This window comes from Candidatus Thiothrix phosphatis, from assembly GCF_035668035.1.
Lineage (GTDB): Bacteria > Pseudomonadota > Gammaproteobacteria > Thiotrichales > Thiotrichaceae > Thiothrix > Thiothrix phosphatis.
In genome coordinates this window covers 11,779-24,304 of the sequence record NZ_JAYMYJ010000042.1, presented here as the reverse complement: position 1 = coordinate 24,304, position 12,526 = coordinate 11,779, and the positions used below count along the sequence as shown (strand labels likewise).

The following is a 12,526-nucleotide window of genomic DNA, read 5'->3' as shown; positions in this document are numbered from 1 at the left end:
TAAGCAATACATTTCCCGGTGGCAACAAGGTTTCCATGACCCCAGAACAGCTGACAGGACAACTGCATATCCGCCTGCACTGGCGGCAAGGGAAAGTGACAGCGGTGAATATCCGCTCCAGCCGCTTGCGCCTCACCCCCCATTTCTTTACTGGAAAACCGGTGGCGGCTGCCCCCGAACTGGTGGGCATGTTGTTCACCCTGTGCGGAACCGCGCAGGAGGTCGCCTCCGCCCGCGCTTGCGAACAGGCGTCAGGACAAGTGCCCTCCCCTGCAACTGAGCTACAACGCGCTTTTCAGGTCAGGACTGAGACCCTGTTTGAGCACCTGTTACGCCTTTGCCAAGACTGGCCCGCCGTCCTGGGGTGTGAACCGATGGCCGCCACAGAATTGCAATCCCTGTTCAAGCTCAAGCGCGAACTGCTGCGCACGGAAACGCCTGAGGCGGTGGCCGATGAAATCCGCCAATGGTGTGAAAGCCGACTGCTGGGGTTGCCAATACAACGCTGGCTGGATTACTGCGCCCGTGGGGATGCAAAGAAACTTTCCATTCGCGGCAAAATCGGCAACCTGATGTCCAGGTTGTGCCGTTACGATTGGGAGCCGGTTGGCAAGATCGCCTTGCGTCCCCTGCCAGAATTCGCCATCCGCTGGTGGGAGGAAAAACTGACCTCAACAGGGGCGGAATGTTTCTGCGCCGAACCAGATGTTGGCGGCCTCCCCTGTGAAACCTCCAGCCTGACCCGGCAATGGGAAAACCCAGCCTTGCGCGTATGGCGTGAACGTTACGGCAGCGGCCTGATGACGCGCTTGATGGCGCGTGTCCTGGATACGCTGGCCTGTTTGGAAGATGCCGGACCGAAGGGGACGGCGGGCAAAGGAATCGCCATTTTACACACAGCCCGGGGCTTGCTGGTTCACCGGGTCACCCAGCAAAACGGCTTGATCCAGACCTACCAGATTGTGGCGCCGACCGAATGGAACTTTCACCCGCACGGTTCACTGCATCACATGTTGAACAGCCTGTTTGCGCGGACGGAAGAAGAGTTGCGCGCCCAAGCCCGCACACTGATCACCGCCCTCGACCCGTGTGTGGACTATCAACTGGAGATTATCCCCGATGCATGAAATGTCCCTGTGCGAAGGCGTGCTGCAAGTGTTGGAAGACGAATCCCGCCGCCAGCAGTTCCACAAGGTCAAAACTGTGTGGCTGGAAATCGGCGCCATGTCCGGGGTGGAAGTCGAAGCGATGCGCTTCTGTTTTGACGTAGTGGTGCGCAATACCTTGGCGGATGGCGCTACACTGGAAATTATCGAAGTCCCCGCCGAAGCGTGGTGTCTGAATTGCGCGCAAACCGTGACAGTGAAGCAGCGCTACGATGCCTGCCCCCACTGCGGCAGTTATCAGTTGCAGGTCACGCGCGGGGAAGAAATGCGGATCAAGGAACTGGAGGTAGAGTAATGTGTACGGTATGCGGCTGCGGTGAAGGTGAGCTGAAAATCGAAGGTCAGGTTCAACCCCACACCCACGCAGCGATTCAAGGGCAACATCATCACCATCATGATCATGACCTCGCACATCCACACGAACACGGCCATGATCACCACCACGATGGACATACGCATGATTACGGGCAAGGTGCCGCCCGCGCCCATGCGCCGGGCATGTCGCAAGCACGCATGGTGCAGATCGAGCAGGACATTCTCGGCAAAAACAACCAATACGCTGCGCACAACCGCCAGTATTTTGCGCAACATGCCATTCTTGCGCTCAACCTTGTTTCAAGCCCCGGCTCCGGCAAAACCACGCTGCTGACTGAAACCCTGACCCGTTTGCAGGGCAAGCTGCCGATGGCGGTGGTGGAAGGTGACCAGCAAACCAGTAATGACGCCGATCGTATCCGCGAAACCGGCGTACCTGCTTTGCAAATCAACACAGGTAAAGGCTGCCATCTGGATGCGCACATGGTCGGCCATGCACTGGAATCATTGTCCCTGGAAGATGGCGGTATCCTGTTCATCGAAAACGTGGGCAATCTGGTGTGTCCGGCAGCCTTCGATTTGGGCGAAGCACACAAGGTCGCGATCCTCTCCGTCACCGAGGGCGAAGACAAGCCGATCAAATACCCCGACATGTTCCACGCTGCTGACCTGATGATTCTCAACAAGGTTGATTTGCTGCCGTATCTGAAATTCGATGTCGTTAAGTGTGAGGAATACGCACGCCGGGTGAATCCGAACATCCAAATCCTGCACGTTTCCGCCACCAGTGGCGAAGGTATGGATGGCTGGTTGGCTTGGTTGCAACAGCAACGCAAAGGTATTGTCGAGCAGCAAATGCAGGCGCTGGAAGCCAGGATGCAGGCCTTGCGCAGTTCACTTTCCGCGTAGCAAGCGCGTATGAGCACGCCCCGGCCCGCTGTCCTGCTGGTAGATGACGAAATCCGTTCCGTCGAAAGCATGGCGCGGATACTCAGCGAAGAGTTCGACGTACACATGGCTTACAGCGCCGCTACCGCGTTGGCTTTGCTGGAACATGAGCCGGTGCAAGTGATTCTCGCCGACCAGCGTATGCCGGAAATGACCGGAGTGGAATTCCTCACCCGTGTGCGTCGTGATTACCCCGAGATCGTGCGCATGATCATCTCCGGCTATACCGACGCGGAAGACATCATTCAGGGGGTGAATGCGGCGGGTATCTACCAGTACATTTCCAAGCCCTGGCACCCGGACAATCTGCTGCTGACTGTGCGTAATGCCATCCACCTGCATCAGCTTCAGCGTGAAAACGAATTGCTGTCGCTGGAACTTCGGGCCAGCACGCATACGTTACAGGAACATACCCGCCATCAGCGTCAACGTTTGCAGCAAAGCTTCCGCACTGACAATATCATCCGCGCCCCGGATAGCCCACTCAACCACGCTCTGCAACTAGTGGAAAAGGTCGCGCCGCATGATGTGTCAGTGCTGTTAACGGGTGAATCCGGCACCGGCAAGGAGTTGTTTGCCCGCGCCTTGCACTACAACAGCCGCCGCGCCGACAAGCCTTTCATTATCGAAAACTGCGGCGCACTGCCGGATGATTTGCTGGAAAGCGAACTGTTCGGCCACAAACGCGGCGCCTTCACCGGTGCGATTGCCGATCACTCCGGCCTGTTCGAGCAAGCACATGAGGGCACCATTTTTCTGGATGAAATCGGTGAAACCAGCGCCGCTTTTCAGGTCAAATTACTGCGTGTCTTGCAGGACGGCAGTTTCCGCCCTGTTGGCAGTAGCCAGCGCCGCCACGTCAATGTGCGCGTAATCACTGCGACCAACCGTCATTTGTTTGAAGAGGTGCAGGCAGGCCGTTTTCGCGAAGATCTGTATTACCGGTTGGCAGGCATGACTATTGATCTATTGCCGCTGCGTGAACGCCGCATGGACATTCCCACGCTGGCCAATTGGTTGCTGCAACAGCACAGCCACCGCATGGGCAAGACGGTGGAAGGTTTCGGCATTGACGCCTTGCAGGCATTACAAGCTTACGATTGGCCCGGCAATGTGCGCGAGCTGCATAACGAAGTGCAGCGCATGCTGGTGATGGCGCAGGGGCGCTTGCTGGATGCCGCCACACTCAGCCCGCATATCAGCGGTGTGATGCAGCACAATGGTTTTCACCCCAAGCAGGACAGTTTCGCGCCGCCTTTGCACAATCTGGCTGGAACCCTCAAGGATCAGGTCGAACTGCTGGAAACACACATCATCCGTGCTGCGATCAGCCGTCATCACGGCAACAAGAGCCGCGCGGCGGAAGAGCTGGGTTTGTCGCGGGTGGGTCTGAGGAATAAACTGGATCGTTATGGGATTGCGGAATGAACATTGCTATGATCATTTCTGATCAGCACGATAGGAGAATCAGCCATGTATACCCTATATAAACTCAATCCGGCTGACTTGAATGAAAATTTTCTGGAATCCCTCAAACTGCTGTTTGCCGGAAAAGTGATTGAAATCTCAGTGCGGGAAGTAGAACCGGCCAATCAGGAAAATGGTATTTGGCAGGCTATCCAGCGGTTTCGTCAGCACATGAAGCCTGAGGATTTTTCTGAAGAGGAAGACCTCTTTGCCAATGTACGTGACCGTTCAACGGGGCGTGAGGTGGTATTTTGAGTCTGGTTTACCTGCTGGACACTAATGTTTTGTCAGAGCCAACCAAGTTGAAGCCTGACGAACAGGTAATGCATAAATTACAACAACACTACAAAAGTATCGCAACCGCAAGCATTGTCTGGCACGAGTTGCTGTTTGGATGCCAGCGTTTGCCTCTTTCGCACAAGCGTTCCCAACTGGAGCATTATTTTCAGGATTTACTCTACTCCGGTTTACCCGTACTGGCCTATACGCAGGCGGCGGCCATCTGGCATGCAGAGGAACGTACCCGGTTAACCAATATGGGAAAAACGCCTGCATTTGTTGATGGGATGATTGCTGCCATCGCCCATTCTCACGGACTTACCTTGGTAACGCGCAATATCTCTGATTTTGAATATTTTTCCGACCTTCGTCTTGAAAACTGGTTTTCTAGTTAAGGGAAGCCATTGCCATCGGTTATAGGATCGCTACTGTGAAATCATCTGTTTCCATTAACGATGACAGCAATCTTAGCCTCTCTGCGCCACAGGAGCAGGCATGGATCGAGGTCATCCAGAAGATGGATGAGACCTACACCGACCTGTTGCATCACCAGGTCGAACTCGAACGCAAGAACACTGAACTCGAAGAGGCCCAGCAATTCATCACCAGCATTGAAGTCGCGATGACCGATGTGCTGATCGTGTGCGATTTCCACGGACGCGTCCAACGGGTCAATGCCGCGCTGGAGCAGATTGTAGGCAAAACCTCCGCCGAGCTGCTCAACCAACCGTTCCAGACGCTGTTCACGGATGAATGCCGCCCGCTGGTGGATGGTTTCCAGCAGAAGATTCGTGAAAGCGCCATCCATGATTGCGAAATCACCCTGAAAGGCATCCACGAACCAGTCCCGTTGGCAATGAACTGCACTTCACGTATCGACATGCGCGGGCGTATCGAAGGCATGGTGTTGATAGGCCGACCGGTCGGTGAATTGCGCAAGGCATTTGATGCTTTGCATCAGGCGCATCAGGAATTGCAACGCACCCAGCAGCAACTGGTCAACTCCGAAAAAATGGCTGCACTCGGGCGGCTGGTGGCTGGGGTGGCGCACGAGCTCAATAACCCGATCAGTTTCGTCTACGCCAATATGCATGCGATGCAACGTTATAGCACGCGTATTCGTGATTATCTGGAATGCATTCACAGCGGGCAGCCGGAGGAAGAGTGTCAGGCGATGCGTGCAAAGTTGCGCATCGATCACCTGTTGCAGGATCTGGATTCCCTGGTCGGTGGCACTCTGGAAGGCGCGGAACGGGTTAGCGACATCGTGCGTGACCTGCGCAGTTTTTCCTCCGGCCAGACCGACAAGATGGTGCGTTTCGATTTGCTGCATACGCTGGAAACTTCGGTGCGCTGGGTGGTGAAAGGCAGCCGTCTGGAAGTCGATATTGTCTACGGCGATTTGCCTGAGGTTTTGCTGGTGGAAGGCATTCCGGGGCAAATCCAGCAGGTCATTATCAATCTGGTGCAAAACGCGCTGGATGCAATGCAGCAGACAACCAAGCCGCGCCTGTCGATCTCGGTAGCACAAACCGCTGACGAAGTGGAACTCAGTCTGCATGACAATGGGCCAGGGATTGCGCCGCAGAATCTGGTGCGGGTATTCGACCCGTTTTTCACCACCAAGCCCATTGGGCAGGGAACTGGGCTGGGCTTGTCGATCAGCTACGGGATTGCGGCCAATCATGGCGGCAAGTTGCTGGTGCGCAATCATGCGGACGGTGGGGCAGAGTTTACCTTGCGGCTTCCCAAGAGTCCGGGAGGTGGGGCTTGAAAATACTTTGGCTACAATCCGGCGGCTGCGGTGGTTGCACCATGTCACTGTTGTGCGCGGAAAACCCCAATGTGTTGGATACGTTGGCGACTGCCGGAATTGAATTCCTGTGGCACCCTTCCTTGAGCGAAGCCAGCGGCGCGGAAGTGATTTCCTTGTTGGAACAATTGGCGGCAGGTGAACAAGCGCTGGAGATCTTGTGCGTGGAAGGCTCGATCCTGCGCGGCCCCAATGGCACCGGTGCATTCCACAAGCTGGCGGGAACTGATACTGCCATGCTGCATTGGGTGCAACGGTTGGCAGCTCAGGCACAATACACGCTGGCGATTGGTACGTGCGCGGCTTTTGGTGGCATGACGGCGGCGGGCAATAATCCGACCGATGCTTGTGGTCTGCAATACGACGGACATCTGCCGGGTGGAGCCTTGGGGGCAGATTACCGTAGCCGTGCCGGGTTGCCGGTGATCAATGTCGCCGGTTGCCCCACGCATCCGGGTTGGGTGGCGGAAACCTTGCTGCTGTGGGCGATGCAGGGTATGCAGGTGGATGAGCTCGATCATTTTGCCCGCCCGCGTTTCTACAGCGATCATCTGGCGCATCACGGTTGTTCGCGCAATGAGTATTACGAGTACAAGGCCAGCGCGGAAAAGCCTTCCGATCTCGGCTGCATGATGGAGCATTTGGGCTGCCTCGGCACACAGGCGCATGCTGACTGCAATCTGCGCTTGTGGAACGGGCAAGGTTCCTGCACCCGTGCTGGTTACGCCTGCATCAATTGCACCGCACCGGAGTTTGAGGAGCCGGGGCATCCGTTCCTGCATACGCCGAATATTGCCGGGATTCCGATTGGCCTGCCGACCGATATGCCGAAAGCGTGGTTCGTGGCGCTGGCATCGCTGTCGAAAGCGGCGACACCCAAGCGGGTGAGGGAAAACTCACAGTCGGATCATATTGTGGTGCAACCGGGTATGAAAAAAACGTAATGGTTTCATCACCTGCCAAACATTGTTTCAACCGGCTGATTTAAGGATAATCAGACCCAACATTCCATTTCGAGGAATGTCTTTAAATTTCATTCATTTAAACAAATGCTAAAGAAGGAGTAATGCGTTATGGCGGAATGGCGTAAAGTGGCCAAGGGCTTTGTGCTGGGCGATGGGCATATCAGCATCAAGGAAGTGGACTTGCTGCGGGAGCTGGTTTTAAAAGACGGTGAAGTCAGCAAGAGTGAACTGGACTTCCTGAAAGAGATCAAGGCGGAAGCCAAAACAGCCGTCCAGGTGCTGGATGACCTGATCGCAGAATGCGAACAGATGGTCAGCAAATAAAGGGCCGAACCCTTCTCGGCCCGTTTAACCGTGTCGAAGGTGACCTTGAGGTCCAGCTCGACACAGGGGGTGGCCGTGTGCTCAAAGCCTGGGTGCGCGCGCCGCTCTATCGCGGTTTCGAACAGATCATGCAAGGCAAGGTGCCCGACGATGCCCTGGCCATCACCCCGCGCATCTGCGGCATTTGCTCTGTTTCCCAATCGGTTGCCGCTGCCTACGCCTTGGCTGATATGGCGGGCGTCACCGCCCCGCCCAACGGGCAACACTGCCTCAACCTGCTGTTGGCCTGCGAAAACCTTGCCGACCATCTGACGCATTTCTACCTGTTTTTCATGCCGGATTTTGCCCGCGAAGTCTATGCGGGGGAACGTTGGCATGCCGCTGCCGCCAACCGCTTCACCGCCATCAAAGGGACGGCGGCGCGTGAAATCCTGCCTGCCCGTGCTGCCTTCATGCACCTGATGGGTACGCTTGGCGGGCATTGGCCGCATACCCTCAACCTGCAACCCGGTGGGGTGAACAAGGGTGTTGATAGCCGTGAAAAAATCCGCCTGCTGACGGTCGTGCAGCAGTTCCGCCGTTTCCTGGAAGCCACGCTGTTTGGCGACACGCTGGAGGCTGTGGCCACGCTCGACTCCATTGCTGCGCTGGAAAATTGGCGGGAAAGCGGCAATCCGGCTGGCGGTGATTTTCGCCATTTCCTGCATCTTGCCCATGAGTTGGAACTCGACAAGCTGGGGCGGGCGACTGACCGTTTTATGAGCTACGGCGCATACCGGCAGGTAGGGAATGAGGGCGCGCACCTGTTCGCGCAAGGCGTATGGCAGCCGGACACAGGCAGTGTGCAGGCCATCCCTTTCGGGGAAATCCGCGAAGACCTGCATGCCAGTTGGATGGGTGGCGGTGCCGAACCGCTGCATCCCAGCCGTGGAATGACGCTGCCCGATTACAGCAAGGCGGAAGCCTACAGTTGGAACAAGGCACCGCGCCTAGCCGGGCAGGTTGTCGAAACCGGCGCACTGGCGCGGCAGATGGTTGACGGGCATCCGCTGATCCGCGCACTGGTTGCCCAAGCCGGTGGCAATGTGCAAAACCGGGTGGTTGCCCGCTTGCTGGAACTGGCCTTGGTTGTGCCGCAGATGGAGAACTGGATTCGGAACATCCGCCCTGGCGAACGGTTTTACCAACCCGCCAAGATACCGGCGGATGCCAGCGGTGCCGGGTTGGTGGAGGCTGCGCGCGGCAGCCTGGGACATTGGGTAACGGTGCGCAACCAATACATCCTCAACTACCAGATCATTGCGCCGACCAGCTGGAATTTTTCCCCACGCGACCGCAACGGCGCGCCCGGTGCGCTGGAGCAGGCGCTGGTGAATGCGCCTGTCCGTTCTGGTGAAAGCGAGCCAATCAGTGTGCAGCACATCGTGCGTTCGTTTGACCCTTGCATGGTTTGCACTGCGCATTGATCTGGCTACGAAGTTATTGGGCAAGAATCAGGCCGCCACTTTGACCTTGCGGTCAATATCCAACAGCAGGCTGACCAGTTGGCCAGACACCTTGTGCATTTCCGTCATGGCGCGGTAGCAGTTGACCGTATCGCCCACCTGATGTTTGGCCAACACCTCATTGCTGACCGAATGGAAGTATTCATGGCGTTCAACCAACCGTTCAAACAAGCCCTCAGCATGCGGCGCATGGGCGACAACATCCTCCCTGCCACTACTGTCTATCCATCTGCCTAGCTTGCAGGAATGGCAGTCTGTCCCATGAAAATCATCCTTGTCCGCCAATGTCCTGGTGACCCGGCCAAGGTATTGGATGTGATCATTCAAGCGCTGCATAAAAAAAGCACTGTTGTTGCCCATATATCAGAATCCCTATTTTTAAGAAAAAAATACCTACCAAAATGAAGATAATTTGAACAGTGTAAAAGTATATCCATTAACTAAAAAGCAAAGGTTTGACAATTCTCAACCAATGAAGAAAAATTATCCAGCCTTTTAATTGCTGTATTTTTTTACTGACATTTTTGCCCAGTGCACGGCCTGCACATGTAATACATATTAGACATCCGGATAAAGTGGCGGATAAGCCGTGTGTTTTTCCCGAAATACGCAGATGTATTATACTTTCGGCAATCCACCCATACTGAAAAGGCATCCCATGCAAACATCCCTGGTACTGACTGTCCTCGGCCCCGACCGCGCCGGGCTGGTCAAATCCATTTCCGAAGCGGTCAAGGCGCATCATGGCAATTGGCAGGAAAGCCGCATGGTGCGTTTGGCCGGACAGTTCGCCGGGCTGGCGCATGTCGTCATCGCCGAAGAACAGCTTGGTGCATTGCTGCAAGCGCTCGACGCGCTGCAAACCGACGGCCTGCGCATCCTGGCGCAGCAAAGCGAAGCGGAACCCCATGAATCCCGCACGCCGCTGACGCTGGAGCTGCTGGGCCACGACCGCCCCGGCATCATCCACGACATCACCCGCCAGTTGGCCGCCCTCAACATCAATATCGAGGAGCTGGAAAGCGAACAGCGCGCCGCGCCGATGTCCGGTGAACTGCTGTTTTACGCCAACCTGCGGCTGGCGCTGCCAGCGGGCGTCACGCCGGAAGACGTGCAAGGCGCGTTCGAAAACCTCCCTGACCCGCTCATGGTCGACCTGACCTTCAACGCTTCATGAACAAGGCCGTCATCCTGCTCAGTGGCGGACTGGACTCCACCACCGTCCTCGCCATCGCCAAAGCACAAGGTTTCGCCCCCTACGCGCTGTCCTTCCGCTACGGCCAGCGCCACAGCATCGAACTGGAATCCGCCCGGCAGGTCGCCCAAGCCATGCAGGTCGAGGAACACGTCATTGCCGACATCAACCTGCGCGCGTTCGGCGGCTCGGCGCTGACCGCCGACATTGAAGTGCCCAAAGGCCGGGACGCCGCCAGCATGGAACACAGCATCCCGGTGACCTATGTGCCAGCCCGCAACACCATCTTCCTTTCCTTTGCGCTCGGTTGGGCGGAAGTGCTGGAAGCGCAGCACATTTTCATCGGCGTCAACGCGCTTGATTACTCCGGCTACCCCGATTGCCGCCCGGAATTCATTGCCGCCTTCGCAAACATGGCCAACCTCGCCACCAAAACCGGCGTGGAAGGCCACACACTCAGCATCCACACGCCGCTGATCCACTTGAGCAAGGCCGACATCATCCGTCAGGGGCTGGCGCTGGGGGTGGATTACAGCCTCACCAGCAGTTGCTATGACCCGGACGCAAACGGCAAACCGTGTGGGCAATGCGACTCCTGCCTGTTGCGGGCGAAAGGCTTCCTGGAGGCAGGCGCGCCTGACCCACTGCTGGCCAAGTTTGGCGCGCAGGCATGAACGAAACCCTGTTTTACACCGCCGCCGCCCCGTTCGAGGCCGCCTGCCGGATTGAAAACCCGCAAGGTTCGCCGTTGCCGGTTGGCCATTGCGCCCGCCGCCTGCACGGGCACAGCTTCCTCGCCAAACTGCGCGTGCAAAACGCCGCATCAGTGGAAGCCCTGCGCCGCCAGTTGGGCGAATGCGTCGCGCCGCTGGATTACAACGACCTCAACCAGTTCCTGCCGATGCCGACGGATGAAAATCTGGCGCGTTGGGTGCGCGCCCGCATGGCGTTGCCCGGCGTCGCGTCCGTCGGCGTGCAAAGCACCCGCCATCAGGGCGCTGACCTGGATTTGCAGGACAACGCCCATATCTGGCGGCGTTTCCGTTTCGAGGCCGCCCACCGCCTGCCACAGGTGCCGCCGGGGCATCAGTGCGGACGCATGCATGGCCACGGCTTTGAAGTCATCCTGCACGCCAACCAAAATGTGCAGGCGCAGGACATGGGGGTGGATTTCGACCGCCTGGAAGCCGTCTGGCTCCCCCTGCATGCGCAGCTTCACCACCATTGCCTGAACGACATTCCGGGGCTGGAAAACCCCACCAGCGAAATGCTGGCCGCCTGGCTGTGGGCGCGCCTCAAGCCGGAACTGGAGGCGCTGTCCTGGGTGAGCGTGTACGAAACCGTCACCGCTGGCTGCCACTACGACGGCCAGCGTTACCGCATCTGGAAAGACCAGCGCTTTGAAAGCGCCTTGCACCTGGAACGTGCCGCCCCCGACGCAGGGGTGCGCCGCCTGCACGGGCACAGTTACCTGCTGCGCCTGCACCTGACCTCGCCGCTGGATGCAGTGATGGGCTGGACGGTCGATTATGGCGATGTGAAGCAACTGTTCACCCCGCTTTACCAGCAGTTGGACCACCACTGCCTGAACGAACTGCCGGGATTGGATGAGCCTGACCCGCCCGGCCTCGCCCGCTGGATACGCACCCAGGCCAGCCCCGGCCTGCCGCAGCTTGACCGCATCGATTTGTACGAAACGCCGGGCTGCGGCGTGGTGCTGTCGTGGGGCGAACACGAGCCGGGGCTGCCGGTGTGACCTATTCCGTCAAGGAAATGTTTTACACCCTGCAAGGCGAAGGCTTCCACACTGGCCGCCCTGCCCTGTTCTGCCGCTTTGCGGGCTGCAACCTGTGGTCAGGGCGTGAGCAAGACCGGCGCACAGCCGTGTGCGATTTCTGCGACACCGATTTCGTCGGCACCAATGGGGAAAACGGCGGCAAATTCCACAGCGCCGACGCGCTTGCACAGCAGATCGAACGCCTGTGGCTGGCTGGCGTGCAACAGGATGTCAACCGCTTCGTGGTGTTCACCGGCGGCGAACCGTTGCTGCAACTGGATGCGGCGCTGACCAGCGCCATGCACGCACGCGGCTTCGAAATCGCGGTGGAAACCAACGGCACCCAGCCTGTCCCACCGGGCGTCGACTGGCTGTGTGTCAGCCCCAAGGCCGCTGCACCGCTAGTGGCGACGCAGGGCGATGAGCTGAAACTGGTTTACCCGCAGCCATTGGCACCGCCGGAACAGTTCGCCGGGCTGGATTTCCGGCATTTCTACCTGCAAGCGCTGGATGGGCCGCAACAGGCGCAGCATCTGCAAGCGGCGGTCGCCTATTGCCTGCAACACCCGCAGTGGAAACTGGGCATACAGACACACAAGCTGCTGGGCATCCCCTAACACGGCCACGCAATTCATCTGCCTTGGTTTTTTCGGGTGGCAATGCCGTTGCCAGCACCAGGCACTGGAGTGCAAACAATCTTTCCATACACACACTAAAAATCGCTCATAAACTTTTCAAAAACAAATATATAAATAAGTGGCGCGAAATTTGC

At 57.5% G+C, this 12,526-nt stretch carries 15 protein-coding genes; 14 read left to right on the top strand and 1 reads right to left on the bottom strand.

The features are described from left to right. The first annotated feature begins 35 nt into the window (after positions 1-35). The 10 genes from VSS37_RS04785 to VSS37_RS04740 all read left to right on the top strand — a co-directional run bounded on the left by VSS37_RS04785 (position 36) and on the right by VSS37_RS04740 (position 8,743). Positions 36-1,127 (top strand): nickel-dependent hydrogenase large subunit, encoded by a 1,092-nt coding sequence (locus VSS37_RS04785; protein ID WP_324693564.1) that lies wholly within the window; start codon positions 36-38, stop codon positions 1,125-1,127. Further along, positions 1,120-1,461: a hydrogenase maturation nickel metallochaperone HypA gene (gene hypA / locus VSS37_RS04780; protein WP_324693563.1), complete on the top strand. Its 342-nt coding sequence runs from the start codon at positions 1,120-1,122 to the stop codon at positions 1,459-1,461. The genes VSS37_RS04785 and hypA overlap by 8 nt, the downstream gene beginning before the upstream one ends. Then, positions 1,461-2,390: a hydrogenase nickel incorporation protein HypB gene (gene hypB, locus VSS37_RS04775; protein ID WP_324693562.1), complete on the top strand. Its 930-nt coding sequence runs from the start codon at positions 1,461-1,463 to the stop codon at positions 2,388-2,390. The genes hypA and hypB overlap by 1 nt, the downstream gene beginning before the upstream one ends. A gap of 9 nt (positions 2,391-2,399) precedes the next feature. After that, on the top strand, positions 2,400-3,857 hold the full coding sequence (locus tag VSS37_RS04770) for a sigma-54-dependent transcriptional regulator (protein WP_324693561.1): 1,458 nt from the start codon (positions 2,400-2,402) through the stop codon (positions 3,855-3,857). Between the two features lie 45 nt (positions 3,858-3,902). Continuing rightward, positions 3,903-4,151, top strand: a complete 249-nt coding sequence (locus VSS37_RS04765) for a hypothetical protein (RefSeq protein WP_324693560.1) — start codon at positions 3,903-3,905, stop codon at positions 4,149-4,151. Continuing rightward, positions 4,148-4,570 carry a type II toxin-antitoxin system VapC family toxin gene (locus VSS37_RS04760; protein WP_324693559.1) on the top strand — a complete coding sequence of 141 codons (423 nt, stop codon included), beginning with the start codon at positions 4,148-4,150 and terminating at the stop codon, positions 4,568-4,570. Before VSS37_RS04765 ends, VSS37_RS04760 begins: the two co-directional genes overlap by 4 nt. Positions 4,571-4,605: 35 nt before the next feature. Beyond that, the gene (locus tag VSS37_RS04755) at positions 4,606-5,949 is read left to right on the top strand and encodes a PAS domain-containing sensor histidine kinase (protein WP_324693558.1); all 1,344 of its coding nucleotides are present in this window, start codon (positions 4,606-4,608) and stop codon (positions 5,947-5,949) included. After that, entirely contained in the window at positions 5,946-6,932 is a 987-nt protein-coding gene (locus VSS37_RS04750) for an NADH-quinone oxidoreductase subunit B family protein (RefSeq protein ID WP_324693557.1), read from the top strand. Before VSS37_RS04755 ends, VSS37_RS04750 begins: the two co-directional genes overlap by 4 nt. Positions 6,933-7,061: 129 nt before the next feature. Next, positions 7,062-7,277 (top strand): hypothetical protein, encoded by a 216-nt coding sequence (locus tag VSS37_RS04745; protein WP_324693555.1) that lies wholly within the window; start codon positions 7,062-7,064, stop codon positions 7,275-7,277. A 77-nt stretch (positions 7,278-7,354) separates the two neighbouring features. Beyond that, complete coding sequence (locus VSS37_RS04740) at positions 7,355-8,743, top strand: nickel-dependent hydrogenase large subunit (RefSeq protein ID WP_324693554.1); 1,389 nt, start codon at positions 7,355-7,357, stop codon at positions 8,741-8,743. A 27-nt stretch (positions 8,744-8,770) separates the two neighbouring features. Here the strand turns inward: VSS37_RS04740 and VSS37_RS04735 are convergent, their stop codons facing one another. Continuing rightward, complete coding sequence (locus VSS37_RS04735; protein ID WP_324693552.1) at positions 8,771-9,142, bottom strand: CZB domain-containing protein; 372 nt, start codon at positions 9,140-9,142, stop codon at positions 8,771-8,773. A gap of 298 nt (positions 9,143-9,440) precedes the next feature. On the opposite strand from VSS37_RS04735, the gene VSS37_RS04730 reads away from it, so the two are divergent. Genes VSS37_RS04730 through queE form a run of 4 tightly spaced genes read left to right on the top strand, consistent with a single transcriptional unit; the run spans position 9,441 to position 12,371 of the window. Beyond that, the gene (locus VSS37_RS04730) at positions 9,441-9,959 is read left to right on the top strand and encodes a glycine cleavage system transcriptional repressor (protein ID WP_324693551.1); all 519 of its coding nucleotides are present in this window, start codon (positions 9,441-9,443) and stop codon (positions 9,957-9,959) included. Then, a complete protein-coding gene (gene queC, locus VSS37_RS04725) occupies positions 9,956-10,651 on the top strand; it encodes a 7-cyano-7-deazaguanine synthase QueC (RefSeq protein WP_324693550.1) in 696 nt (231 codons plus the stop codon). Before VSS37_RS04730 ends, queC begins: the two co-directional genes overlap by 4 nt. After that, complete coding sequence (locus VSS37_RS21920) at positions 10,648-11,733, top strand: 6-carboxytetrahydropterin synthase (RefSeq protein WP_445971473.1); 1,086 nt, start codon at positions 10,648-10,650, stop codon at positions 11,731-11,733. Before queC ends, VSS37_RS21920 begins: the two co-directional genes overlap by 4 nt. Beyond that, positions 11,700-12,371: a 7-carboxy-7-deazaguanine synthase gene (queE, locus tag VSS37_RS04705; RefSeq protein ID WP_324693549.1), complete on the top strand. Its 672-nt coding sequence runs from the start codon at positions 11,700-11,702 to the stop codon at positions 12,369-12,371. Before VSS37_RS21920 ends, queE begins: the two co-directional genes overlap by 34 nt. Positions 12,372-12,526: the final 155 nt, after the last annotated feature.

Coding starts and splice junctions, on each gene's coding strand:
- VSS37_RS04785 (WP_324693564.1), top strand. CDS start 36: ATGACCCCAGAACAGCTGACAGGACAACTGCATATCCGCCTGCACTGG.
- hypA (WP_324693563.1), top strand. CDS start 1,120: ATGCATGAAATGTCCCTGTGCGAAGGCGTGCTGCAAGTGTTGGAAGAC.
- hypB (WP_324693562.1), top strand. CDS start 1,461: ATGTGTACGGTATGCGGCTGCGGTGAAGGTGAGCTGAAAATCGAAGGT.
- VSS37_RS04770 (WP_324693561.1), top strand. CDS start 2,400: ATGAGCACGCCCCGGCCCGCTGTCCTGCTGGTAGATGACGAAATCCGT.
- VSS37_RS04765 (WP_324693560.1), top strand. CDS start 3,903: ATGTATACCCTATATAAACTCAATCCGGCTGACTTGAATGAAAATTTT.
- VSS37_RS04745 (WP_324693555.1), top strand. CDS start 7,062: ATGGCGGAATGGCGTAAAGTGGCCAAGGGCTTTGTGCTGGGCGATGGG.
- VSS37_RS04735 (WP_324693552.1), bottom strand. CDS start 9,142: ATGGGCAACAACAGTGCTTTTTTTATGCAGCGCTTGAATGATCACATC.
- VSS37_RS04730 (WP_324693551.1), top strand. CDS start 9,441: ATGCAAACATCCCTGGTACTGACTGTCCTCGGCCCCGACCGCGCCGGG.
- queC (WP_324693550.1), top strand. CDS start 9,956: ATGAACAAGGCCGTCATCCTGCTCAGTGGCGGACTGGACTCCACCACC.
- VSS37_RS21920 (WP_445971473.1), top strand. CDS start 10,648: ATGAACGAAACCCTGTTTTACACCGCCGCCGCCCCGTTCGAGGCCGCC.